General features: G+C 69.0%; 20 protein-coding genes. 8 read left to right on the top strand and 12 right to left on the bottom strand.

What is annotated here, in order from left to right:
* Window positions 1–138: 138 nt before the first annotated feature.
* Window positions 139–1,002, top strand: coding sequence for a catechol 1,2-dioxygenase (catA, locus tag ABD990_RS28000; RefSeq protein WP_345383757.1), 864 nt, complete (start codon window positions 139–141; stop codon window positions 1,000–1,002).
* A gap of 197 nt (window positions 1,003–1,199) precedes the next feature.
* Here catA and ABD990_RS28005 read toward each other — a convergent pair whose 3' ends face one another.
* Window positions 1,200–1,808: a LysR family transcriptional regulator gene (locus ABD990_RS28005; RefSeq protein WP_345383758.1), complete on the bottom strand. Its 609-nt coding sequence runs from the start codon at window positions 1,806–1,808 to the stop codon at window positions 1,200–1,202.
* A 218-nt stretch (window positions 1,809–2,026) separates the two neighbouring features.
* Window positions 2,027–3,256 (bottom strand): PucR family transcriptional regulator, encoded by a 1,230-nt coding sequence (locus tag ABD990_RS28010; protein WP_345383759.1) that lies wholly within the window; start codon window positions 3,254–3,256, stop codon window positions 2,027–2,029.
* A 134-nt stretch (window positions 3,257–3,390) separates the two neighbouring features.
* On the opposite strand from ABD990_RS28010, the gene ABD990_RS28015 reads away from it, so the two are divergent.
* The 4 genes from ABD990_RS28015 (at window position 3,391) to ABD990_RS28030 (ending at window position 9,062) form a co-directional block, all read left to right on the top strand.
* Window positions 3,391–5,964, top strand: a complete 2,574-nt coding sequence (locus ABD990_RS28015) for a flavin-containing monooxygenase (RefSeq protein WP_345383760.1) — start codon at window positions 3,391–3,393, stop codon at window positions 5,962–5,964.
* Between the two features lie 76 nt (window positions 5,965–6,040).
* Window positions 6,041–6,892, top strand: a complete 852-nt coding sequence (locus ABD990_RS28020) for a mycofactocin-coupled SDR family oxidoreductase (RefSeq protein ID WP_345383761.1) — start codon at window positions 6,041–6,043, stop codon at window positions 6,890–6,892.
* Window positions 6,889–8,364 carry a long-chain-fatty-acid--CoA ligase gene (locus tag ABD990_RS28025; RefSeq protein WP_345383762.1) on the top strand — a complete coding sequence of 492 codons (1,476 nt, stop codon included), beginning with the start codon at window positions 6,889–6,891 and terminating at the stop codon, window positions 8,362–8,364. Before ABD990_RS28020 ends, ABD990_RS28025 begins: the two co-directional genes overlap by 4 nt.
* Before the next feature lie 68 nt (window positions 8,365–8,432).
* Window positions 8,433–9,062 carry an enoyl-CoA hydratase/isomerase family protein gene (locus ABD990_RS28030; protein WP_345383763.1) on the top strand — a complete coding sequence of 210 codons (630 nt, stop codon included), beginning with the start codon at window positions 8,433–8,435 and terminating at the stop codon, window positions 9,060–9,062.
* 43 nt (window positions 9,063–9,105) lie between these two features.
* Here the strand turns inward: ABD990_RS28030 and ABD990_RS28035 are convergent, their stop codons facing one another.
* Window positions 9,106–9,270 (bottom strand): hypothetical protein, encoded by a 165-nt coding sequence (locus ABD990_RS28035; protein WP_345383764.1) that lies wholly within the window; start codon window positions 9,268–9,270, stop codon window positions 9,106–9,108.
* A 302-nt stretch (window positions 9,271–9,572) separates the two neighbouring features.
* On the opposite strand from ABD990_RS28035, the gene ABD990_RS28040 reads away from it, so the two are divergent.
* On the top strand, window positions 9,573–10,304 hold the full coding sequence (locus ABD990_RS28040; protein ID WP_345383765.1) for a hypothetical protein: 732 nt from the start codon (window positions 9,573–9,575) through the stop codon (window positions 10,302–10,304).
* A 654-nt stretch (window positions 10,305–10,958) separates the two neighbouring features.
* On the opposite strand, the gene ABD990_RS28045 is transcribed toward ABD990_RS28040, so the two are convergent.
* Window positions 10,959–12,287, bottom strand: coding sequence for a serine hydrolase domain-containing protein (locus tag ABD990_RS28045; RefSeq protein ID WP_345383766.1), 1,329 nt, complete (start codon window positions 12,285–12,287; stop codon window positions 10,959–10,961).
* Between the two features lie 246 nt (window positions 12,288–12,533).
* Between ABD990_RS28045 and ABD990_RS28050 the strand changes: the two genes are divergently transcribed.
* Window positions 12,534–13,781 (top strand): serine hydrolase domain-containing protein, encoded by a 1,248-nt coding sequence (locus ABD990_RS28050; RefSeq protein WP_345383767.1) that lies wholly within the window; start codon window positions 12,534–12,536, stop codon window positions 13,779–13,781.
* 1,378 nt (window positions 13,782–15,159) lie between these two features.
* Entirely contained in the window at window positions 15,160–16,041 is an 882-nt protein-coding gene (locus ABD990_RS28055; protein WP_345383768.1) for a DUF2188 domain-containing protein, read from the top strand.
* Between the two features lie 1,278 nt (window positions 16,042–17,319).
* Here ABD990_RS28055 and ABD990_RS28060 read toward each other — a convergent pair.
* From ABD990_RS28060 to ABD990_RS28095, 8 genes are read right to left on the bottom strand one after another with little or no spacing between them, the layout of a single operon-like run.
* Window positions 17,320–17,697, bottom strand: a complete 378-nt coding sequence (locus ABD990_RS28060) for a transcriptional regulator (RefSeq protein WP_345383769.1) — start codon at window positions 17,695–17,697, stop codon at window positions 17,320–17,322.
* A gap of 48 nt (window positions 17,698–17,745) precedes the next feature.
* The gene (locus ABD990_RS28065; RefSeq protein WP_345383770.1) at window positions 17,746–18,579 is read right to left on the bottom strand and encodes a mycofactocin-coupled SDR family oxidoreductase; all 834 of its coding nucleotides are present in this window, start codon (window positions 18,577–18,579) and stop codon (window positions 17,746–17,748) included.
* Window positions 18,580–18,611: 32 nt separating this feature from the next.
* Window positions 18,612–19,400, bottom strand: coding sequence for an IclR family transcriptional regulator (locus ABD990_RS28070; RefSeq protein WP_345383771.1), 789 nt, complete (start codon window positions 19,398–19,400; stop codon window positions 18,612–18,614).
* Between the two features lie 32 nt (window positions 19,401–19,432).
* Window positions 19,433–20,455 carry a VOC family protein gene (locus ABD990_RS28075; protein WP_345383773.1) on the bottom strand — a complete coding sequence of 341 codons (1,023 nt, stop codon included), beginning with the start codon at window positions 20,453–20,455 and terminating at the stop codon, window positions 19,433–19,435.
* The gene (locus tag ABD990_RS28080) at window positions 20,452–21,633 is read right to left on the bottom strand and encodes an FAD-dependent monooxygenase (RefSeq protein WP_345383774.1); all 1,182 of its coding nucleotides are present in this window, start codon (window positions 21,631–21,633) and stop codon (window positions 20,452–20,454) included. Before ABD990_RS28080 ends, ABD990_RS28075 begins: the two co-directional genes overlap by 4 nt.
* Window positions 21,634–21,637: 4 nt before the next feature.
* Window positions 21,638–22,021 (bottom strand): nuclear transport factor 2 family protein, encoded by a 384-nt coding sequence (locus ABD990_RS28085; RefSeq protein WP_345383775.1) that lies wholly within the window; start codon window positions 22,019–22,021, stop codon window positions 21,638–21,640.
* Window positions 22,018–22,479 (bottom strand): SRPBCC family protein, encoded by a 462-nt coding sequence (locus ABD990_RS28090; RefSeq protein WP_345383776.1) that lies wholly within the window; start codon window positions 22,477–22,479, stop codon window positions 22,018–22,020. The genes ABD990_RS28085 and ABD990_RS28090 overlap by 4 nt, the downstream gene beginning before the upstream one ends.
* A gap of 56 nt (window positions 22,480–22,535) precedes the next feature.
* Window positions 22,536–23,453: a VOC family protein gene (locus tag ABD990_RS28095; RefSeq protein ID WP_345383777.1), complete on the bottom strand. Its 918-nt coding sequence runs from the start codon at window positions 23,451–23,453 to the stop codon at window positions 22,536–22,538.
* Between the last annotated feature and the right edge of the window lie 7 nt (window positions 23,454–23,460).

The following is a 23,460-nucleotide window of genomic DNA, read 5'->3' on the forward strand; positions in this document are numbered from 1 at the left end:
CGCCGCCGAGGCCCAGGGCACCACCGCGCAGATGAAGGGCCTCGCCGAGCAGTGCCTGTCCGAGTACGACCTCGACGGCTGGACCGTCCCCGACCTGATCGGCAACGACGACGTCTCCTTCCTGAGGGGCCGGCTCTGATGACCACCACCCCTGATCTGGCAACGCAACCCTCTCCCACCGCCGCCGGCTCGGGCGCCAACGCCTCCGAGGCCTTCCGCGCCAGCAGCGGGCGCCGCGGCGCGGCGGCCACTTCCACGGAGCGCGCCGACCGGCTCGTCCGCCGCACCCTGGAGGCGATCCACCAGGTCGTCCGCGAGGAGGAGGTGACCTACCCCGAGTTCCAGGCGGTGAAGCGCTGGCTGATGGACGTCGGCGAGGGCGGCGAGTGGCCGCTGTTCCTCGACGTGTTCGTGGAGCACGAGGTCGAGAAGGTCGCCGCCCGGACCCAGCACGGCAGCGCCGGGACCATCGAGGGCCCGTACTACCTGCCCGGCCAGCAGCGGCTCGGCCCGGTCGCCACGCTGCCGATGCGCGTGGACGAGCAGGGCGAGCGGCTCGTCTTCTCTGGCCAGGTCCGCGACCTCGACGGCCGCCCGCTGGCCGGCGCCGAGGTCGACTTCTGGCAGGCCGATGCGGACGGCTACTACTCCGGGTTCGCTCCGCACCTCCCCGACGGCAACCTGCGCGGCGTGATCGTCACCGACGACGAGGGCCGCTTCACGATCACCACGATCAAGCCCGCGCCGTACCAGATCCCGACGGACGGCCCGACCGGCGCGATGATCGCCGCCGCCGGCTGGCATCCCTGGCGGCCCGCCCACCTGCACCTGATGGTGCGCGCGGACGGCCACCGCCAGGTCACGACCCAGCTCTACTTCGCCGGCGGCGAGTGGCTCGACTCCGACGTCGCCTCCGCGACCAAGGACGAGCTCGTCCTCCACACGGAGCACACAGCAAACGGCTGGACTGCGGTCTACGACTTCGTGCTCGAACCCGCCTGACCTGTCCGGGCCAACGGCCTCGATCGTCGAGTCGCCGTCCCGAGCGTCTGTCCGTGATCAGCGTGACCGATGTCCGGACCCGACACCGACTGTGCGGTGTCGGGAAGGACGGCCCAGACGTCTGCAGCACCCGACGCAGGACTGGGTCATCGTCGTCCGGCCGCCAGACCATGACGACGTGGACCGGCAGCACCTCGTCAGCGATCTCGCAGATCCGTCCGCCGTCGAGGGGTGGGTGGGCCACGGCGTTCGCTGTGGTGAAGTGCAGCCGACGCTGGCCCCGCGAACGAGATCCGGATGCGTCCGCTGCGGCCCTCCTGCGCCGCCAACACCTTCGCTCGTGCGTCCTCGCCGCTTCTCAGGAGGGCGCGTGCGTCGGGTAGCAGCGCGGCACCGGCGGGCGTCAGCTCGACTTTGCGAGTGGTGCGGTGGAAGACGTCGGCGCCGAGCTCGGCCTCCAGGGCCCGGATCGTGCGGCTCACATACGGCTGTGCCAGGTGCAGCTCCCCCGCCGCTCGACCGCGTGATGGCGCCGCGGAGGTCCGCCACCGGGTCAGCCGAATCCGGCGGCACGAGGGACGAGCGCAGCAGAACACTGGTCGCGAATTCATGCGGGGGTGTGCCACCACCGCAGCGCCTCGAGCACGCCCTACTCGAACGCGGCGCGGAGCAGCTGGCCCCCGCCTTGTCGGCCGACGGAGCCGCCGGCCACGTGGGCCACCGGCGCGGCCGCGGTGCGAACCCGGTGCTGCACCCGCTGTTCCACCGTCTGCCGCCGTCGATCCCGGCCGAACACGTGCCGGCATCGCCCGCCGACGCCCACGGCCGCGACCTCCCGCAGCCCGGCCTCGGCGAGGTAGTCCCGTCACCGGACGGGACGGTGAAGGTCACCGCGCGGCCGCGGGTCCCTATCCTCCGCAAGGGTACGCCGGCTGATCAGGTCCATCCGGACAAGCGCATTCGCAGGGGACGCAGCCGAGCGGAGCCTGAGTCACCGTCGATGTCAACGCATCCTCGGCAGGCCTCACTGCACGTCCTGCACCGGCGATTTCAAAGGGACCTGCAGCCGAGCAGCAAGGTGCAGTGCGAGCTCCGTTGCGAGTCGCTCCTCGTTGACTGGGTGCCCGAGCAGCGCCGCCGTGCGTTCGAGGCGGTACCGGACGGTGTTGTGGTGCACTCCGATCTTGGCCGCGGCCGCGCGAGCGTTGCTGTTGCACTGGTAGTAGACGCGCAGGGTCTCGGCGAGTCGCCGCGCATGTCCGGTGTCGCTGAGGAGATCGCCCAGCTTGCTCTCCAGGAAGTGGTGCACCGCCGCCACGTCTCTGCTGCAGAGCGTCGCGAGCTCCACGTCCCCGAACCGCGTCACGGGATCCGCGGACGTTCCCGCCAGGCGGGCGACTCGCAACGCCTCGCCGGCCTCGTGGTGCGAGCGTCGGAAGCCCGCCAGTCCCTTCGCCGGTTCGCCTTGCCCCACCCGGACGGAGCTCGGAGGGTTCCTCGCCTTCCGAGGGTGGGGTGTCGGTACCCAGCACCACATGGTGGCTGCGTCGACATGGACGAACAGAGGCCTGCCGGTGCCGACGCCGCGGACCAGCTCGTGTGCCACACCTTCTAGGTGTACATGGCTGGTCGGTTCGTGCTGGGTCAGCACCAACGCCGTGTGCGGCCCGGTCAGATCGTAGCCGAGTCGCCGGCCTGCACTCTGGATGTCGACGACGTCGTCGTCGAGCAGCTGTCGGACGAAGGCGACGCGCGCGAGCGACCCCTCCCTGGCGAGCCGCTCGGTCTCGTCCCGCAGTTCGGCGGTCAGCCGGGCGACCACGACCTCCAGCCAGTTGAGCAGAAACCTCACCCCATGGTTGAGCACGGCCACGGCGAGGGTGGGATCCGCGCAGTGCTGCCCGACCACGTAGGCCCACTTGTCCGACCAGAAGCTCGTTCCCAGGTGGTAGGTCCGGATCACGGCCTCGTGCGCTACGCCGTGCTGGACCAGCGCGCGGGTGGACTCGATCACGTCGGCGCCCGGCTCCAGATCCGACGGCGTGGCGCCGTGGACCAGGCCGTACAGCAAGGCAGTGCAGTTGGCCTCGCAGGCGGCGCGACCGGGCTCGAGCACCTCCGGCCTGCCGAGCTCGGGCATCGACTCGCGGATCCGCGACAGGATGCTGTCGCTTATCGCGGGGAGATCGGGCAGCAGGCCGAGCGCGAGCTGCCGGGTCGTGTGCCGGACCCGCTCGTCCTTCGAGGGCGCCATCGTCGGACTGTAGCGCGGCCCGGATGCACCGACTGGTCAAATCGATCTCTGCGGTTCGGCCGTGTGTCCGATGACCTCCACGGGGATCTGCTCCTACCGTCGCGGCAGTTCACGTCACTCGTTGAGGAGAGTCGATGAATCAAGAACACGACGTCGTGGTCATCGGGGCAGGCTTCGCGGGACTGTACGCAGTACACAAGTTCCGTGATCAGCTCGGGCTGCGGGTGCAAGGGTTCGAGGCGGCGGACGGGCCGGGTGGGACGTGGTGGTGGAACCGCTACCCGGGAGCGCGGTGCGACTTCGAGTCGGTTCACTACAGCTACTCGTTCTCCGCAGATCTGCAGCGGGAGTGGGAGTGGACGGAGCGCTTCGCCGCGCAACCGGAGATCCTGGCCTACCTGGAGTGGGTGGCCGACCGGCTGGACGTTCGGCGGTCGTTCCGCTTCAGCACCAAGGTCGCGGGGCTGACCTGGGACGAGGCCGGCGCGCGATGGTCGGTCGCGCTGGACGACGGCAGCCACTGCACGGCCCGGTTCGTCGTCACGTGCGTCGGCAACCTCTCCGTTCCGAAGGAGCCGGAGCTCCCGGGCGCCGAGAACTTCGCGGGCGAGATCTACCAGACCAGTCGCTGGCCGCACGATGAGGTCGACTTCCGCGGCATGCGGGTCGGTGTCGTCGGCACCGGGTCGACCGGGATCCAGCTCATTCCGGAGATCGCCCGGCAGGCGGCGCACCTGACCGTCTTCCAGCGCACCCCGAACTTCGCCGCTCCGCTGCGCAATGCCGTCGTCGAGCCCGCCGAGCGCCGGTGGAACGCGGAGAACCACGCCGAGGTGCGACGTGGCACGCGAGACTCCTTCCTGGGAGCCCCCTACCCGGCCCCGTCGGGACCCGCGCGGGCGGCGAGCAGCGAGGAGCGCCGGCGGATCTACGACGAGTACTGGGCCCAAGGGGGCTTCCGCTTCGTCGCGTCCACGTTCGACGACCTCCTCTTCGACGAGGAGTCCAACGCCACGGCAGCCGACTACATCCGTGAGCGGATCCGGGAGCGGGTGGCCGATCCGGCCACCGCCGATCTCCTCTCGCCCCACGACCACCCGTACGCCAGCAAGCGCCCACCGTTCGAGACCGACTACTACGAGACCTTCAACCTCGAGCACGTCGACCTGGTCGACGTGCGCTCGGCACCCATCGAGCGCATCGTCGAGAAGGGACTGCGGACCACCGAGCGGCTCCACGAGCTCGACGCCATCGTGCTCGCCACCGGCTTCGACGCCGCCACCGGACCGCTGCTGGCGCTGGCGCCCGTCGGCCGTGACGGGCAGACGCTCGACGCGAAGTGGGTCGACGGCCCGAACACCTACCTCGGCCTGCAGACTGCCGGGTTCCCCAACCTCTTCATGATCACGGGCCCCCTCAGTGCCGCCGGGCTGTACAACAACCCGCTGGCGATCGAGGACCACGTCGACTTCCTGGGCGAGCTCCTCCATCACGCCCTCGAGCGGGATGCCCGGACGATCGAGGCCACCTCCGAGGCGGAGTACAGGTGGGGTGCCCTGTGCACCGGGTTGCTGGGCCACACCGTCATCCCGAAGGCGAAGAGCTCCTGGTACATGGGGGCGAACATCCCGGGCAAGCCGCGGGCGACCTACCTTTTCGCCGGCGGGGCCCCGCTCTACCGGGCGATCACGGCGGAGGTCGCCGATCGGGGTTACGTCGGCTTCGCGCTCGACGGCCAGGCGACGCGGATTCCGCCGATGGTGAAGCTCGACCCGTCCGTCGCCCTTGCCCTGGGGGCGATGCTCCTGCAGAAGGTGAAGCCCTTGGACCAGTGCACCCTGGAGGAGAGCCGAGCGATGATCGACTCGCTCGCGGTCCTGCAGGAGCCGGGACCCGAAGCCCGGGTGACGAACCTCCAGTATCCCCCGGGACGGCTGTACCGGCCGGAGGGAACGGGCCCCTTTCCCGTGGTCGTGCACTGCCACGGCGGGGGATGGGTCGCCGGTTCGGTCGACCTCGCGGACGCGTTCTGTCGTCGGGTGGCGGTCGAGGCCGGCGTGATGGTCCTGTCCGTGGACTACCGGCTGGCTCCCGAGCATCCGTTTCCGGCGGCTCTGGACGACGTGCTCGAGTCGCTTCGGTGGGCGAGGAGCCATGTCGCGGAGTTCGGTGGGGATCCCGAGCGTCTCGCGATCATGGGCGACAGCGCCGGCGGCAATCTCGCTGCGGCCACGGCGCTGCGCGCCCGGGACAGCGGGATCCGTCTGAGTGGTCAGGTCCTGGTCTACCCGGCACTGGATCCGGACGCCTCCACGCCGTCCCGGACGGAGTTCGTCGACGGCCCCTTCATCTCCGTCGCCGCCGGCGAGCAGATGTGGCACAGCTACCTGAAGGGCGCCGAGGTGACCCAGCTCGCGGCGCCCCCCCGGGCCGAGTCCTTGGCCGATCTGGCACCCGCGCTGGTCCTCACGGTCGAGTGCGACCCGCTGCGCGACGAGGGAGAGGACTACGCCGACGCCCTCGCGGCCGCTGCCGTGCCCGTCGTTCGTCGTCGCTTCGACGGACTCGTCCACGGTGTCCTGGACATGAGCGCGATCGTTCCCCGGGTGGCCGAGATGCACGGCGCGATCAGCGCCTTCCTGGGCGAGATCTTCGGATCCGTCGACGCTTCCCGCCCAGACCACGACACCGTGTCGGCGAAGGGATGAGGCCGGTCCCCTCGACGGCGCTGCATGCCGTTTCCCCACACACGCAGCAGAACACACAGCAGAAGGACAGGAACCAGTGTCACGACTCAGAGGCAAGGTCGCCCTCATCACCGGGGCGGCACGCGGGCAAGGTCGCTCGCACGCCGTCCGCCTCGCGGAGGAGGGTGCGGACATCATCGCGCTCGACCTCTGCCGCGACATCGACACCGTGCCCTACCCGGGCGCGACCGAGGACGATCTCGCGGAGACGGTCGGGCAGGTCGAGGCTCTCGATCGGCGTGTCGTTGCTCGGCAGGCGGACGTGCGCGACCTGAGCGCCCTCACCAGGGCGGTCGGAGAAGGAGTCGAGGCCCTGGGAGGCGTGGACATCGTCTGCGCGAACGCCGGCATCGCCAGCTTCGGGTCCACGATCGAGCTCGACGAGACCGTCTGGCAGGACATGCTCGACGTCAACTTGACCGGTGTCTGGAAGACGGTGAAGGCCGCCGTGCCTCGGATGATCGAGCAGGGCCGCGGGGGGTCGGTGATCCTGACCAGCTCGGTGGCGGGCCTGACGGCGTTCTCGCAACTCGCGCACTACTCGGCAGCGAAGCACGGCGTCATCGGCCTGATGCGCGTCCTCGCCGTGGAGCTCGCCCCACACCGCATCCGGGTCAACTCCGTCCATCCCGGGAACACCCACACGCCGATGATCGACAACGATGCGGCGCGAACCCTGTTCCTCGGCGACCCACGGATCGAGGGTCGCGAGGACGAGGTGCGGCGCAACTTCATGGCGATGAACGCCTTGCCGGTCCCGTGGGTCGAAGCACTGGACATCAGCAACGCCGTCCTCCACCTTGCCTCGGACGAAGCCCGTTACGTGACCGGGACTACTGCTGTTGTCGACGCCGGCCTCCTGCTCCCGTTCAAGGTCCCCCACTCATGACCAATCTCGCCGAGACGCTCGCGAGAAGCGCGCAACGCTGGGGGCCTCGCCCCGCACTCCGACACGATGACCTGGTCCTCACCTACAGCAATCTCGCGACAGCCGCTGCCGATGCGGCGAATGTTCTGAAGGATCGCGGCGTCGGAGCCGGCGACCGGGTCGCCCTGGCCCTGCCGAACGGGCCGGAGTTCCCGGTCTTCTTCTACGGAGCGCTGTGTCTGGGCGCGATCGTCGTGCCATTGAACCCGCGGCTGAAGGCCAGTGAGCTCACCTATCACCTCAGCGACTCGGGCGCTCGCACCCTCGTGGGGGAGGGCGAGGAGATCGCTACCGCGGCACGAGCCGTTGCGGTGGACGTCGTCGCAGGCAGGATCGAGGATCCGCTCCGGGATACTTCCGTCTCGTTCACGCCGGTGGATCGGAGCGACTCCGACACGGCCGTGATCCTCTACACCTCGGGTACCACCGGCCCGTCGAAGGGCGCCGAGCTCACACATCGGAACCTCGCCTCGAATGCCGCCATCGTGGCGCAGTCGCTCCTGCACCTCACCACGGACGACGTCGTCTTCGGCGCGCTGCCGCTCTTCCACGTCTTCGGGCTGACCGCGGGACTCAACGCCAGTCTCCGTGCAGGGGCCTGCCTGGCGCTGATGAGCAGATTCGACCCGGATGCGGCACGCCAGGTCATCGTCCGGAACGAGGTCAGCGTGTTCCAGGGCGTCCCGACCATGTATGCGGCCGTCGTCCGGTCCAGTTCGGAGGCCGGACTCGACTCGCTCAGAATTGGCATGGTCGGGGGCGCTCCGATGCCCCTCGAAGTGCACCGTGAGTTCGAGCAGCGGTTCGGTTGCCTGATCCTCGAGGGCTACGGACTCTCGGAGACCTCGTGCGTCGCCTCCTTCAACCAGCCCGACCGTCCGCGGAAGCCCGGCACCGTCGGGTTCCCGGTACGCGGCTGCGAGATGCGCGTCGTCGACGACGCCGGTAACGAGGTCGGGCCGGGCGTGCGAGGCGAGATCGTGGTGCGGGGCGAGAATCTCATGAAGGGGTACTGGAACCGGCCCGACGCCACCGCCGAGGCCGTACGGGACGGATGGTTCCACACCGGTGACATCGCCACGCGGGACGCTGACGGCTACTACACGATCGTCGACCGCAAGAAGGACTTGATCATTCGCGGCGGCTACAACGTGTATCCGCGCGAGGTGGAGGAGGCCCTCTACCAGCATCCCGCCGTCGCCGAAGCCGCTGTGATCGGCGTGCCGGATGCCGCCCTCGGCGAGGAGATCGGCGCCGCGGTAGCGCTCAAGCCCGGAGCAGAGGCCGACCCGGTCGAGCTGATCGAGTTCGTCCGCGAGCGCCTCGCCGCCTACAAGTGCCCCCGGCTGGTCTGGTTCGTCGACACCCTCCCGAAGGGCCCCAGCGGCAAGATCCTCCGCCGGGCAGTGGCGCCGCCCGCGGTGAAGAATTGACCGGGCCACAGCGAGAGAGCGAACGAGCGGTTGGCGACAGGACTTGCCGTCCGGGCGGTGCCATCGACGTGAAGGTCCGGAGCCGGGTCGCCCGGGTCACCGTGAACAGGCCGGAGAAGCGCAATGCCCTCACCGTCGAGATGTGGGGGGACCTGCACCGTGCTCTCGAGGAACTGGACGACCGGAGCGACCTCGCTGCCGTCGTTCTCCGCGGCGCCGGGGGAAGCTTCTCGGCTGGCTCGGACCTCGACGGGGTGCGGAGCTCGGACCCGGAGCGCTTCGGCGAGCTCCAGGAACTCGCTGAGAGCACCGTCCTGCGGCTGCGGGACCTGCGCTCGGCCACCTTCGCGGAGATCGACGGGCCGTGCTTCGGGGCGGGCTGCAGCCTGGCCCTGGCCTGTGACGTCCGGGTCTGCTCGCCGCGCTCGCGGTTCGGTATCCCCGTGCTGCGACACGGCATCGTGTACGAACCCGTTCACGTGCAGCGGCTCGTCGACGTCGTGGGGCCGGGCCCGGCCGGTCTCCTGCTGTACGGAGGGGAGGAATGGACGGCGCAGGAGGCGGTCACCCGACGGCTGGTCGACCGGTGCAGCGAGGACCCGGCCTCTGTGCTCGAGCAGGTTCTCGCCGGCCTGACCTCGGGCACGACTGCGGTTGTTAGAGCGACCACGATCTCGCTTCGCGCGAATCTGAGATGAACGAGGGTCGACACCCTGCAACGGGCCCCGCCCCTGCGGTGCTTCAGTACATCGCTAGCCCGTTCGCCGCGCGGACCGGTTGGTCAACGGCAGTGGTGCTGTGTGCGTCGCTGGTGATGCGCGCGGCCAGGTGACGGGACCGCTGGGGGAACGACGGGTCGTCGAGCAGGCGGCGGGTTGCGGCTGCGATCGTGGTGACGAAGGGCACGCCGGAACCGTCACGATCGGGGACAAACGGAACACCGACACGGCGGATCCGCGCCGGAACAGTACCGTGATCATCGTTGCGCCAAGAACCACTGGCGCTGACGCCCGGCCCGCACCGGCTTGACGCACGTGAGTTCCCTCGCGCCGGGCGTCGGCGTCGTCGAGCTCGCGGGGGTACTGCATGAGCCGGGCTGTCTCCTCGACCGCTCGCGTGTCGTGGCTCGTCACGGCCACGCTGGTGATCGCCTGGCTCACACATTACGTCGTGGTGATCCAGCATGAGTACGCCCATTCGTTCATGGCGTGGATCACCGGATCAAGGACAACCCGATACGGATCGACTGGGGCGGCACCGGCATCCACAACATCCTGACGCTGGGCAATATCGACGAGGACGTCGACTACGACCAAGCGCTCGCCGCGGGCCACACCACGGCCGCCGCCTTGACGGCGATGGCCGGCGTGGTGATCGGCAACGGACTCTTCTACCTCGTCGCCCGGCAGCTCCTGCGACGGCCGGCTGTCGCAGAGCGACCGTGGGTCTTGTATTTCTTGTTCTGGTACATCGTGCACAGCGTGGGCAACTTCTACGACTACGTTCCGCTCCGCACCTTCGCCGCCGGCGGCGACGTCAACAATTTCGCTCTCGCGTCCGGCTGGAGCCGTTGGTGGATCTACGGTCTGGCAGGCTACCTGACGCTGTGGGCAATCGTGGATCTCCATCGGAAGGCGTTGCCCCGAACACTGGACGCGGCGGGTTTCGGGCGTCTGTGGCCGGCGCGCGCGATCGTCCTGGTCCTGACCACGCTGGCGTTGTTCGTCTTGTACGCGTTGCCGGCGCTCGAGCAGGCGGACCCCGTTTCGGTCTTCATGGGGCGGACGTCATTGATCATCATCCCGGCCGTCCTGATCGCCACCTGGCGGCGGAACGTCGTGTCCGAATTGCCGCCGCCGCCCGGCCGGCAACCTCGCGAGCAGGGGGTGCCGGCGCAGACCGCGTCGTCGGACACCGGGCACGAACTCACGCCGGGTTGAACGATGAAGCCGCGCTACCCGAACCACGTGCCGGGAGACCGCAGCGGGATTTCTGCGTGAACGCCGACGACGTGCCGGGCAGGCTGATGCGACCGGCGCGCCGGTACTGGATCGGCCGGAAGCCCTTGCAGGCCGTCCGGGCCGATCCGTATCTCTATGCCCGGCAGGTCAGCTCCGATTGGACGAGCTACTGGGGTTGCGGTTGCCGCCGCTGCGGGCGTGCCAGCCGAACGAGGGCACCGCAACTGTCGGTGTGGGCAAGCCGCTCACTGCACGCTGTGGCCGTTCTCGCGGACGTCTCGGTCCGAGGCCGACAGGTGCCGGACCAGCTCCGCAGCTCGACGGCGCGTCGCCGCCCCGTGGCCGCCTGATCCTGCAGATCAACCGCGGAGCCGGCCGGGCAGGTCGCTGTCACGGCTCTGACAGCTGGACGGAGCCGGCGTCAGAGTCTCGCGACTGAACAGCCCGTTCGTCGGCTATGTCGCCTCGCCGGGCACCGGCTTGATGCCGAGGATCCAGGCGATGATCGAGTGCGAGAACTCGTGTGGAAGGACGGCGAGGTAGTGGATCACCCACGTGCGGACCTGGGTGAGACCGAGCCTTCAGACGGTGGCGGGGAGCGGTGCGTGCGTGGCTCCTCTCGGGCAACAGTGTTCACCGGTTCGGCACAGCGGCGGGGTTGCCCGGGGGCGCCTGCAGGTTCGGGTAGAAGACCGGCAGGATCGCCTTGAGCAGGGTCAGCGCCGAGCCCTCACCACTCGGGACGGTGGCCAGGTTGGTCCCGATGGTGATGGTGAGGCCGGTGGCGGGGTCCTGGCCGGTGAAGGTCATGAACCCGGGGATCTGGCCGTCGTGCCCGAGCAGCGGGCCGAACTTGGCGATGCCGATGCCGTAGCCGCCGGCGTCGGGGTGTGCCGGGTCGGTCGGCTGGATGCTGTCCATCCGCACCTTCTGGGTCGCCGCGTCGAGCAGCCGCCCGCCGACGAGAGCCTGCACGTAGGTGAACAGGTCCGGGACGGTGGAGATCGCGCCGCCCGCCGCCCATGCCCAGGAGGGGTTCGCGTCGGTCTCGTTCGGCTGCAACGTGCCGGCGAGCGCCGCGGCCTGCTGGTCCGCGGGGAGCGCGTAGGTCTGCATCGTCGAGACGTTCGTGCCGAACGAGTAGCCCTGCGGATGCGGGGCGGGGATGGTCGCGTCTGTCCGCACCGGCAGAGAGGTCTGCGTCATGCCGAGCGGGGTGAGGATGCGTTCGGCGAAGGCCTTTTCGAGCGGCTCACCTGTGAGCTGCTCGATCACCAGACCGAGCAGGACGATGTTGGTGTTGCTGTACTCGAAGGTCGTGCCCGGTTCGGCGTCCGGCGGGTGGGTGAACGCGGTGGCCAGCAGCTCGTCCGGGGTCCAGGCCTTTCCGGGGTCGTCGTCGAGGGTCCGGTTGAACGACGGGTCGAACGTGTAGCTGTACAGGCCGCTGCGCATCTCGGCGAGCTGAGCGATCGTGATCCTCTCCCCGTTGGGGACGCCCGAGCGGTACTTGCCGATGGGGTCGTCGAGCGAGAGCTTGCCCTCCTGAACCAGCTGGAGGATGACGGTCGAGGTCATGGTCTTGGTGATGCTGCCGGCACGGATGTGGTCGTCCACGGTGATCGGGTCGTCCCGGCCGATCGTGCCTGTGCCGAACGTCGCAGTCCAGTCACCCTGGGTCGGTGAGGAAATCCGCACGACGGCACCGGGGATCACGTTGGCCTTCATCGCTGCGGTGATCTTCTCCTGCGCCGCAACCGCGTAGGAGGGCAGGCCTGGCGCAGCGGCGGAGGTGCTCGTGGGTGCGGTCGGAGCCGCCGGGCCCGGTGCGCCACAGGCCGTCAGGGCACAGACGGCGCAGACCGTGGTCACCACGGCCGTCCTGGCGCGAACCCTCCGGATACGCGCTCGGGGTCGCGAGCGAGCTGTCGACCTGTCGATCGCCAAGCGTCCGAACCGCATGCCGTACCTCTTCCCGCCTGATCGCCGACGTATCTGGCCACTCGGCGGACTCAGACGACCGTTCGTGATCGGGAGCCGAGACGTTACGCCGACCGGAGCAATGCTGTGCTTCGGATGCCGAAATGGCAAGCCTCTTGACCGCCGAACGCCAGCTTGCGATCATGCCGGCCACGGATCAGCCGGGCTCGTCCTGGTCCGCTCTCGAAGACGTCTTCACGCGGACAGGTGGAAAGCGGTGTCGCCACGATGACGATCTCCTCCCCGACGCCGTGGGTTCGGACGCGGCTGGTCGCGCTCGCCGGTCTGATCGCGCTCTGTTCGGCGTGCACGGGCCCGGCAGGCCCGGCGTCGCCGGCGACATCCGTGGACTCGACCCAGGCCGAGGCGGTGATGGAGGTCGTCGACGCGGTCAGGGCGAGCGCCCATGCGAAGGCGGTGATCGTCCAGGTCACGATCGACGGCAGGGAGGTCGTCACCCGCGCTGTCGGCGAGTCGATGGCCGGCGTGCCCGCGACCGACATGCACTTCCGCAATGGGGCGGTTGCGATCTCCTACGTCGCCACACTGCTCCTGCAACTGGTCGACGAGAAGAAGGTCAGCCTGGACGACAAGGTGTCGAGGTGGCTGCCCGACGTCCCCTACGCCGACCAGGTCACCCTCGGACAGCTCGCCCAGATGACCTCCGGCTATGTGGACTACGTGTCGACTCCCGAGTTGACCGCCGAGCAGTACGGCGAGCCGTTCCGAACGTTCACGCCCGAGGAACTCATCGCCATCAGCACCAAGCATCCGCTGCTGTATCCGCCGGGCACGAACTGGAACTACTCGCACACCAACTACGTGATTCTCGGCCTTGCCCTGGAGAAAATCACCGGGCAGCCCGTCTCGACGTTACTGCGGGACAAGGTGCTCGGACCGCTCGGACTCACGCAGACCACTGACCCCGGCACCCCGGCGATCCCCGAGCCGGTGCTGCACACCTACACGTCCGAGCGCCGCCAGTTCCTCGGCATCCCGCCGGGCACGCCGTTCTACGAGGACTCCACCTACTGGAACCCCTCGTGGACCATCACGCGCGGCGCCATCGAGAGCACGACCATCCAGGATCTCAACGCAACTGCCGTGGGGATCGGCAGCGGCAGGCTCCTGTCACCGGAGTCCCACCAGGCGATGATCAGCAAGGACCTGATCGGTAAGACCACAGCCCTCCCCGGATGTGCCACCTGCTTCCCCCAGGCAGCCCACTACACCTACGGGCTCGGCATCGTCTCCACCGGGAACTGGGTGATGCAGAACCCCAAGTTCGCCGGGCAGACCGGGGCCTTCGCCTACCTTCCGTCACAAAAGGTGGCCATCGCTGTCGAAGTGACCTTCGAAGAGGCTGCCTTCGATCCCGCCACCGGCGACTACCAGAATGCAGCCGACCTCCTCGCACGCAAGATCGGAGCCGTCCTCGTCCCCGACGACGCCCCTCCGATCCCCCCGGGCGCGTGAACACCGCGGGCCGGCGGGTCGGGCCGGGAGGCTGATCTGATCCGCAGCAGCCCGTCGATCACGTAGGTCGCGCCGGATGCTCCTCCACCCGGATCCGTGAACTCGTTGCCGCCGGCGACCTCCCGCAGCCCACGCCTTGCTCGGACCCCGCACCGAGCAGCGGCCGCGCTTGCCACGGCCATCGAGGTTCATCCCTGCGTTCTCCGTACGTCGTCGAGTACTACCAGATCGGCTCCCAACCCACTGGCGCGTACCTCACCCTGTGAAGGCCGCCAACGTAGCGACTGGTGCCAGTCGGCCTGATTTCTCAGCTTCGCGCCTGACGCGGGCGCTGGCTTCGACGCACATATGTCGGTTTCCTGGCCTCCTAGTGAGATGCCCCGCACCTGTTTCGTAGCACGGAGCATGTGCGGGAGCGACCTTCTGCAGTCAACTGTTGCGGTACCTGCAGTAGCCCCTGATGTGTCGGCGACGCCCCGCACAGAATGGCAATCTCTTCCACGCGGCAAGAGCATTGCGTCTCCCGCGACTCGGCCGATCTGCTCGCCGTCGACGAGCAGCCGCTGTGTCCCGGGGTTGGTCGCTTCTACGCGCGTATCCCGCAGTCAGGTCCCAGGGTGGTCGGTCGCCCAGGCCGGAGTCAGCCACTTTGGGGCCGCCTATGCTTGCCGTCGCGCTTCCCCCCGCGGCAGGACAAGATCATGGTGCACATGTGGGAAGAGCATGAGGCTTTACGAGGCGTCTCAGATTCTGCGTGGGATGGCTGGGGTGACTATGCCGGAGGACCGGACGAAGTCCGCGTTTGTCGTTCTTCGTACGCGTTGGACGACGTCTACGGGGTGAGGGTGTGGGCTGCCTGGCTGCTGGCCGCGCTCGACGAGCAGGATCGAAACGGGGTCGAGCGTGCTCGGCACGGCCTTGCGCTCGCGCTGTTCAGGTCCCGAAAGTCGCCAACGCCAATCGACTCAGCGCCAGGGTTCGTCGGCGCTGGTCGCTCACGTCGAAGACCACACTGAGCCATTTCCAACCTGAGGTCAGCCGACGAGGATCAGGGTCTGGACGGCCTGAACTGGGTGGTTGCCCTGCTCGGGCCGGACCGGATGTTGCGCAGGATCTTCCAGATGGTGCTCTCGGCGCTGGCTTCCTCACGGAGAGACGAAGATTCGAGTTGACTACCAGGAGAGTCATCTCGGCCATCCCGCCACCTGCTCCACGATCACCTGACACGGCGCGCTGAAAGTACTTCGCGTCTCGCGGGATCCAGACCGGTCGGGGCATCAAGGCCGCCCGTTGTGCGGCGGCCTGAGTAACGGTGCTCCTGGTCTAGGCGAATTCAGCTATCGCGCTGCATTGGAACTAGCGCATGGCTGGAGGAGACATGGTCGCGCGCGTGGTGACGGTTCGAGGGGACAGCACCGGGGTCTGGCGGGTCGAGGACCCCAGCTCGTCGGCCAGCAGACCCGTGTTTCTCACCCACAGTGCCGCCGTGGAGTACGCACGAGCGCGGCTTGCCCGCACCGGGGGGTCCTTGGTGGTGGTGAACAGCCTCGGCCAGACCACCACGCACTTTGTTGCCCAGCCGACCTGGAATGAGACGCTGCAGGCGTCCTACTCCGATGACACGGAAAAACGCCTGAGCGAACTCGGGAATCTCTCCGACCAGATCCTCGGGCGAGAGAAGACGGAGTCCGGCCTCGGCGAACTCGGCGGAGCTAATCCCCGCGACTACCTCCCGCCGATGATCAAGAACCAAGCCGGTGTCCAACAGGCCGGGCAGGCAGTCGGATGGGGGACACTCGGGCTCGCGGTCGTCGGCTTCGTGCTCGGCACCGGCGCGACCTCAACGGTCACCTCTGCGGTCTCCACGGCCATTCGCAGCACGCCGTCCATCGACGACTACGTGACCTTCTTCCAAGCATTTATGGCGACGCTGCCGTGGTCGGTTTCGTTCGCAATCGGGGTCTGGATGCTCCTGACCGGGAACTTCACGAACAAGGGCTGGGGGCCGGTCATCGCCTGGGTGCTCGGGTCGGTGGCCTGTACGTGGATCGTCACCTCGATCGGTGCCGCCACTGGTCCGACCCTGCAAATGATGCTGGAGTACATGAACGAAGCCGGATCGAGCCCCCTGCATAAAGCCCTGGGTCTGCTCGGTGCCTATCTCGCCTTCTACACCCTCATCCCTTTCCTCGGAGGCGCGATCACCGGCGCCAGCGTCGGATGGTGGTTCGTCAAGCGCACGCACCCTGATCCCGTCTAAGAACTCCTAACAGAATGACGCGGATCTCGTCAGATCCATATCCTGGAGGCCGCAATCCCGATACCGGTTCTTGATTATCAACATCTTCCGATGTGCGGAACCCGGGACCGGGAGGGCGGTCGGGTACGTGACTTGTTCGCCATGGGCGGCACTATCGCCAAGCACCGTTGGTACGACACCGCTTTCCCTCACCGCGGAGCGCGTTTGGTCATCGACATCGGCTCCCGGTGGGCACCTGGCCACGCCAGCCAGCGTGACGCGTCACCTGCTCGGTCAAACCCGCAACCTGCACGACACCCTACGCGGCCAGCTGCGCACCAACGCAGCCTTCGTCGACTTCCCCGATTCCGCTACCCCAGTCCATCGAACGGTCCTACGCTCCGGTGACATCGCCCCCGCGTGAGCATCCGGCCGGATACCGCACCGCATCGTCGTGCTAGGCCTTCGAGCAGATCCTGGAGCGGTACTGACATTCTCGGGCTCACACCGGCAGCGAGTGGCCGAGGTCGACATCGGCACCGGCCTCGAGCGCGGGGCACACCTGGCGCTGCTGGCGCCGCACGGTCTCTTTGGTCGGCGCGCGTCGGCAACCCGGTGCCCCGGAAGGCGTTGGCGCTGGTACAGCTGCTGGTTATGTTTGCGACTATTCTGCCGGCGGCGACATTGCGGGATGCTCAACCCATTACACGGAGAAGGTCAGGTATTGGGACACCGTCGCCGATTGCCCGCCGAGAGATGCTCTCCGATCATGCGTCCGTTCCGGCTCCCGTCAGCGCCTGGACGCCGATGACCCCAGCAGCCGCAGCCGCTCGGCGGTCTCACTGCCCTCCGGCGCAGTGAAGGCCATGATCCGCAGTGTCGGTCCCGAGTGCTGCGAGGATGTCGCAGTCGAGGGTGATCTCATGCCGAGCGCGTCGTGCCCCAGCGGGAGACTGCTGCGAACCGAACCCGCGTGAGCGTCGAGGCTCCTGCTCGTGCAGCCGATCGGGCGGTCGTCCTCGCGGCCGTCGTCTTCCAGGTGTCACGACGGCTCAGCTCGGCGGTCGTGGCCTGGTCCCTCGCGACCATCTGGCTCGGGGCTGCAGTTCCGGACAGCCTCGTCAGATCGTGGAGATCCCGCCCGGCCACTCGCTCATGACCAACAGCAGGTGGGAGGAGGTCGCTCGCATCTGCCTGAAGTTCATCGAGCGGTTCGAGGCCTGACGATCGCGGACGCGGGATTGACCGGTCCCCGTCCTCACCTGGCCCGCAAGTGGCGAGCGCAGCCGGCGGAGGTCGTCAGCCCGCCTCGGCCTCGTGACCGGCTGCGGAGAAGGGAAGAGGGTTCCCCTCCGAATCGGTCGGAGCCGCGGCCCGGACGCGCAACGCGTCCAGGGCGGGGCGCAGATCGATCCCGCGCTGGGTCTTTCGGTAGGTGACGGCCACCGGGGCCGTGGCTCGACCTCGCGCAGTACGAGTCGGGCCTCCTGCAGCTCGGTCAGGCGTTCCGTGAGTACCCCGCCGCGAGAGCTGGGGGACGGCCGTGGTCACCTCGTCGAACCGGGGCGGCCGCTCGAGCAGGAGGTCCACCAGCAGCCCGTTCCAGCGCTTGCCCAGCAGCGCGAACACCTCTTCGGTGTAGTGGCAGGCGTGCAGCGGGAGGCTGGAGTCGGGCATCTCCTCGCGCTACCACTTTCTGGGAACCAGATTGTAGTCCGCAACCTGCTACTTGATCGCGTACCCGGCGTCGACGGGCAGGGCGACGCCGGTGACGTAGCGCCCCTCGTCGGAGGCGAGGAAGAGCACGGCGTTGCTGACGTCGTCGGGGTCCAGGTAGGGGACCGGCAGCGCGTTGAGCGACCGGTAGACGGGCAGGACGTCCTCCTCGGTCGGGTTCTCGAGGTCCGGGCGGAAGAGCCCGAAGTTGATCGGGTTGAGCAGCATGGGCGTGCCGACGGTCGTCGGGTTGACCGTGTTGACCCGGATCGAGTGCTCGGCGAGCTCGAGCGCCAGGGTGCGCATCAGACCCGTCAACCCCGCCTTCGCGGCGCCGTAGGGCGCGAGGTTGGGCACCGAGCGCAGTCCGATCGACGAGCTCGTGATGACGATCGCGCCACCGCCGCGGACGATCAGATGAGGGATGGTGGGGCGGATCGTGTGGAAGACCCCGGTCAGGTTGACGCCGATGACCGACGCCCAGTCGGCCGGCGTCGTGTGGGCGGCGGGGCCGGGGTTGCCCTGGATGCCCGCGTTGGCGACGACGACGTCGAGCCCGCCGAGCTCGGCGACGCCGCGGTGAACCAGCTCGGCGACGGCGTCGGCGTCCCGCACGTCGGCCTGCGTCGCCACGATCCGGCGGTCCGACTTCTCGACCAGGCGAACCGTCTCGGCCAGGTCCTCCGGAGTCGCGGGCGGCGTGCCTTGAGCGGGGACCGGGCCGGCGACGTCGAAGGCGATGATGTCGGCGCCCTCCTCGGCGAGCCGTACGGCGTGATTGCGTCCCTGTCCGCGGGCGGCGCCGGAAATCAGGGCCACCTTCCCGGCCAGTCGTCGTGCCATGGTCGTCTCCTGCTTCGGTCGGTGGGTATGGGTCACGCGATCGCGGACAAGCCGGACCGGAATGCGATGTCGAGCCGTCGTGAGGCGTCCGAGGCGGCGGCGCAGACGGCTCGGATCGTGGAGGGTGAGCGGACGTCGTGGGCGCGCGCAGTCACGGAGACCGCGGCGACCGCGCGCCGGTCGGCGTCGAGGATCGGGGCCGCGATACAGCTGACACCCACCGCGGACTCCTCCTGGTCGGTGCTGTAACCCCGCTGCCGCGCGGCTCGCAGCTGGTCGAGGAACAACGACGGAGTGACGAGGGTGCGGGGTGTCAGGCGACGCAGCCCCTTGTCGAGGACGGCGTATGTCCCCGCGGCCGGTGCGTGGGCGAGAACCGCCTTGCCGACCGCGGTGCAGTGCGCGGGCATCCGGCCCCCGATCGCCGAGGCCAGCGGTGGTGCCCCCGGTACGTCCAGCTTGTGGACGTAGACGACCTCGGTGTCGTCGAGCACCGCGAGGTGCACGGTCAGCCCCGTGAGATCGTGCAGCCGGGTCAGGACCGGGGACACGATCTCGCGGAGGCCTCGGGGCCGGGGGGCGAGCTGTCCGAGCTCGAAGAGGCGCAGCCCGAGCCGGTAGCCCTCCGGTGTGCGTTCCACGAGCTGCCAGCCGGCGAGCTGGATGAGCAGGCGGTGGGCGGTCGGCTTCGGCACGCCGGCGCGCCGGTGGATCTCGGCGAGGGTGAGGACGTCGTCGCCGGGGCGGAACGCGCCGAGCAGCCGGATGCTGCGGCCAAGCACGGTGCTCTCGTCCGGGACGGGTGTGGGGGCGACCGGCACGTTCCGCTCCCTTCCTTTGATCGGGGTCGGTCTCAGAGGTTGTCGCGGTCGGTCCAACCGGTGAGGAGCTTGTCCTGGCCGTCGGTGCCGGGAGTGCCGTAGACGAAGTAGGTCTCGGCGGGCAGGGTGGCGCCTCCGATGGCGAGGCCGGTGTCGAAGTCGGCGAGGTCCCAGGTGACGGTCTCGTAGTCGGGTTCGAACTGCAGGATGCCGGAGTTGCCGAACAGCTCGATGCGGTTGCCGCCGGGTTCGAAGACGTAGAGGAACGCGCCCTGGGTGATGCCGTGGACGTCGGGTCCGGCCTCGATCTGTATGCCGTACTCGCGGCAGAGCTCGGCGGCGTCGGTGTTGTGCTGGGGGACGCCGTACCAGAAGGCGAGGTGGTGCAGGCGGCCCTTGCTGCCGGTCTGGTCCTTCATGACGGCCATCTCGTGGCCGAGGACGTTGACGCTCATCCAGGCGCCGATCTCGGTGCCGCCGCCTGCACCGTCGATGACGCGTTCGCGGGTGCCGAATCCGAGGGTCTGCTCGAAGAGCTCCTTCTGGACGGTGACGTCGGAGGCCATGAGGTTGACGTGGTCCAGCCGGCGCGGCGGCAGACCCTGCAGCGGACGCTTGGAGCGGCGGGTCAGGATGCGGGACTGCAGCTCGGTGGGCGCCGTGTACTTCTCGACGTCCCAGACCAGCTCCATGGGGTGTCCGTCCGGCGACTCGAACGCGAAGGTGCGTCCGACTCCGAGGTCGCCCTTCGTCCAGCCCTTGCCCAGGCCGGCCTTGTCCAGGGCTGCCGCGCGGCGGTCGAGAGCCTCGGCGGAGGTCGTGCGCCAGCCGACGTTGCCCAGGCCGGGGGTGTCGCGCGGGGTGAGCTTGAGGCTGTGGTGGTAGGGATCCTCGTAGCAGCGCAGATACACCGAGCCTTGATGGCGGGCGGTCTCGCGCATGCCGAGGAGCTGGGTGAAGAACCAGAGGCTGCCGTCGAGGTCCGGGGTGTAGAGCTCGGCGTGGGCCATGTGGGCCAGCTCGAAGCGGGCGTCGGCCGGCTGGGGGTTGCTCATGCGGAGGCCTTTCCGGAAGCGGTGAGGGTGCGGTGGTCGTAGGCGTGGATCCAGCTGAAGTCCTCGACGAGGTCGCGCAGGCGCACGTCGCGGGATCGGGCGTCCGCGCCGTCGGGCAGGTGCAGCAGGGGAGAGGTCACCCACGAGCTGCGCTGGATCTGGCGGGTGCGGATGCGGCGCAGCCGCTCGTACCGGGTGAGCGCGCTCGGGAGATCGTCGCCGCCCACGGCCAGGCAGTCCGCGAGGACGGCGGCGTCCTCCAGGGTCTGGTTGGCGCCCTGGCCGTGGTGGGGCAGCATCGCGTGGGCGGAGTCGCCGAGGAGCACGACTCGTCCCCTGGTCCAGCGGTTCAGCGGGGGCAGCGCGAACAGACCCCAGCGGGGGCTCTGCGGGACCGCCTCGATCAGCTGCCGTACCGCGGGGTGCCAGTCGCGGAACGCCGCCGCCAGCTCGCCGTCGGCCGCCTGGCCGACCGAGCCCTCGTACTCCCAGACCCGCGGTCCCTCGACCACGGCCAGGAAGTTGATCGTGTTTCCGACCGCGTAGTGCAGGACATGGGCGTTCGGGCCCATCCAGAACTGGACGGCATCGGGATCGGGGAAGTCCGGGATCGCCGACCGCGGGACCAGCCCGCGGAACCCGCTGGTGCCCGAGTACACCGGTTCGACGTCGGTGATCCACCTCCGGACCCGGGAGCGGATGCCGTCGGCACCCACGACCAGGCCTGCCGTCATGGTCGAGCCGTCGGCGAAGGTCAGCTCGGTCTGCTCGCCCCGCTCCTGCAGGGCGACCAGCGTCTTGCCCAGGTGCAGGTGCTCGGTGCCCCAGGCGGCCGCGAGCCCACGTTGCAGGTTCGCCCGGTGGATGCCCCAGAACGGCGCCCCGAACTGCTCGGTGTACCAGTCGCCGACGGGGTGGGCGACCACGCGTGAGGTGTCGTTCCAGCCTCGGTAGATGAGCTCGGAGGGCACGATCGACGCGGCGGCGAGCTCGTCGCCGAGACCGAGCTCCTGCAGGATCCGGGTGCCGTTCGCGGCGAGCGCCACGGCGGCGCCGACCTCGCCGAGCTCGGGTGCCTGCTCGTAGATCTGCACGTCGATCCCGCATCGGCGCAGTGCCAGGCCGAGGGTCAGGCCGCCGATTCCCGCGCCGATGACGGCGATGTCGGTGTGGTTCATCTTCTCAGCCTGCGACCGGGGTCGGGTCGATGAAGATCCGCATGTCGTCGATGACACCGCCGTCGCGGTGCTCGATGACGGTGAGTGCGGGGACGGCGACCTCGCGGCCGTCCTGGGTCCGGTAGGTCACCTCCGCCTCGACCATCAACGTCGAGCCGGTGTCCCAGACCGCGCGGAACTCGTGCCGGATCCCGGCGTACAACGTGAAGAGGTAGGTCAGGCCGCCGCGGATCGCGTCGTGCCCGACTGCGGCCTCGGCCGAGCCGTACCGCATGCTCGCGTCGGCGGCGAAGGCGGCCAGGACTCCCTCGGTGTCCAGTTGGTCGACCTTGCTGTAGAACTCGCTCAGCCACGTGGGTGCGTCGACCGGCGCCGTCGCGGTGCTCATCGCGCCGGCTCCGCGATGCGGTCGCGGACGGCGGCCAGGGTGGACTCCACGGCCGCCTTGTACGCCGTGGTCATCTGGGCCGACAAGTCGTCCTCGGTGATGGGAAGGTCGGTGCCCGGAGCGATCACGAGGGCGAACGTGAAACGCAGGCCGAGCTCGCCGTCGTCCTTGGTGATCTCGTTGGTGATGGTGCCGAGGACGGGGCCCTCGGTCCGGGTGAACACCACCCGGTTCTCGGGCTCGAGCCAGACGCGCTCCACGTAGCGGGCTCCGCCGAGCTCGATCTCGCGGTCGAACACGTTCTCGCCGAGCCGCGCGATCTCCCGGCAGGAGGTGATCGCCTCCACGTACGGGACGGCGTTCACGGCCTTCTGTTCGAGGCCCTTCCAGATCTGCGACCGGTCGAGCGGGCTCGCGCCCGGCGGGTTCGCAGGCAGCTGCATCTCGCTGAAGATCATGGTCGTCTCCTCCACGTCGTCGTGTGGTGTGGCAGTACCGGTCGTGCGGGACGGGGTCAGTGGTCGAGGATCTCGGGGAGGACGGGCCCCCAGGCGTTGGCGGTGGCGATGTCCACCTCCCACGTCTTCGGGACCTGGGGCGAGTCCTCGTGCCAGGGGCGGGGCTCGAAGTAGCCGTTGGCCTCGTCGATCATCGTGTCGAGCTGGGTGAACAGCTCGATGGTGTTGCCGTCGGGGTCGCGGTGGTAGGTGAAGATGTTGTGCCCCGGGCCGTGGCGCCCCGGGCCCCAGTGCAGCCGGTAGTCGTGGCTCGCGAGGTGGTCCAGGGTCGTCTGCAGGTGGTTGAGGTCGCGCATCTCGTAGGCGATGTGGTGCATCCCGCTGAACTTCGTGCTCTCCAGGAAGTTGGCCGCGTGATGGTCGGCGTTGCAGCGCAGGAACACGAAGAAGTCCCCGATGGTGTCCGACCACCGGAAACCCAGGAGGTCCTGGTAGAAGCCCTGAATCTGGTCGAGGCTCGGCGTGAACGCGGCGACGTGCCCCAGCTTGGTCGGCCGGTGGGCGGGGCCGGGCCCGGTCCCGCTGGTCGCCTGCGCGTCGTAGAGGTGCAGCGGGACGTCGGTGCCCGGCTCGGCGAGGACGAGCACGTCCGGCGTGCTGGGCGCGATGTCACTGCGCCGCGAGACGGGGACGCCGGCGTCCGCGAGGCGCTTGGCCGCGGCGTCGAGAGAACCGGCGACCTGGTAGCCGACGGTCGTACGCGCACCGGTGCCGCCCCTGCGGATGATCACGCTGTGGTGGTCGAAGTCCGTAGTGAGGAAGGCCTCCTCGGCCGAGCGCTCCTCCACGTGGAAGCCGAGCGCCGTCTGGTAGTACTCGATCAGCCGTTCCGGGTCGGGGGTCGTGAACTCGACGTAGCCGAGCTTCGAGACCGGGGCCGCCGCGAGTCGCTGTGGGCTGGTGCCGCTGGTCATGGGAGTT

It is taken from the genome of Pseudonocardia yuanmonensis (genome assembly GCF_039542425.1).
In the GTDB taxonomy this organism is placed as follows: Bacteria; Actinomycetota; Actinomycetes; order Mycobacteriales; family Pseudonocardiaceae; genus Pseudonocardia; species Pseudonocardia yuanmonensis.

Coding starts and splice junctions, on each gene's coding strand:
- ABD990_RS28075 (WP_345383773.1), bottom strand. CDS start 20,455: ATGAGCAACCCCCAGCCGGCCGACGCCCGCTTCGAGCTGGCCCACATG.
- ABD990_RS28090 (WP_345383776.1), bottom strand. CDS start 22,479: ATGATCTTCAGCGAGATGCAGCTGCCTGCGAACCCGCCGGGCGCGAGC.
- ABD990_RS28055 (WP_345383768.1), top strand. CDS start 15,160: ATGGTCGCGCGCGTGGTGACGGTTCGAGGGGACAGCACCGGGGTCTGG.
- ABD990_RS28095 (WP_345383777.1), bottom strand. CDS start 23,453: ATGACCAGCGGCACCAGCCCACAGCGACTCGCGGCGGCCCCGGTCTCG.
- ABD990_RS28005 (WP_345383758.1), bottom strand. CDS start 1,808: ATGCCGGCACGTGTTCGGCCGGGATCGACGGCGGCAGACGGTGGAACA.
- ABD990_RS28060 (WP_345383769.1), bottom strand. CDS start 17,697: ATGCCCGACTCCAGCCTCCCGCTGCACGCCTGCCACTACACCGAAGAG.
- ABD990_RS28065 (WP_345383770.1), bottom strand. CDS start 18,579: ATGGCACGACGACTGGCCGGGAAGGTGGCCCTGATTTCCGGCGCCGCC.
- ABD990_RS28080 (WP_345383774.1), bottom strand. CDS start 21,633: ATGAACCACACCGACATCGCCGTCATCGGCGCGGGAATCGGCGGCCTG.
- ABD990_RS28025 (WP_345383762.1), top strand. CDS start 6,889: ATGACCAATCTCGCCGAGACGCTCGCGAGAAGCGCGCAACGCTGGGGG.
- ABD990_RS28045 (WP_345383766.1), bottom strand. CDS start 12,287: ATGCGGTTCGGACGCTTGGCGATCGACAGGTCGACAGCTCGCTCGCGA.
- ABD990_RS28015 (WP_345383760.1), top strand. CDS start 3,391: ATGAATCAAGAACACGACGTCGTGGTCATCGGGGCAGGCTTCGCGGGA.
- ABD990_RS28010 (WP_345383759.1), bottom strand. CDS start 3,256: ATGGCGCCCTCGAAGGACGAGCGGGTCCGGCACACGACCCGGCAGCTC.
- catA (WP_345383757.1), top strand. CDS start 139: ATGACCACCACCCCTGATCTGGCAACGCAACCCTCTCCCACCGCCGCC.
- ABD990_RS28050 (WP_345383767.1), top strand. CDS start 12,534: ATGACGATCTCCTCCCCGACGCCGTGGGTTCGGACGCGGCTGGTCGCG.
- ABD990_RS28085 (WP_345383775.1), bottom strand. CDS start 22,021: ATGAGCACCGCGACGGCGCCGGTCGACGCACCCACGTGGCTGAGCGAG.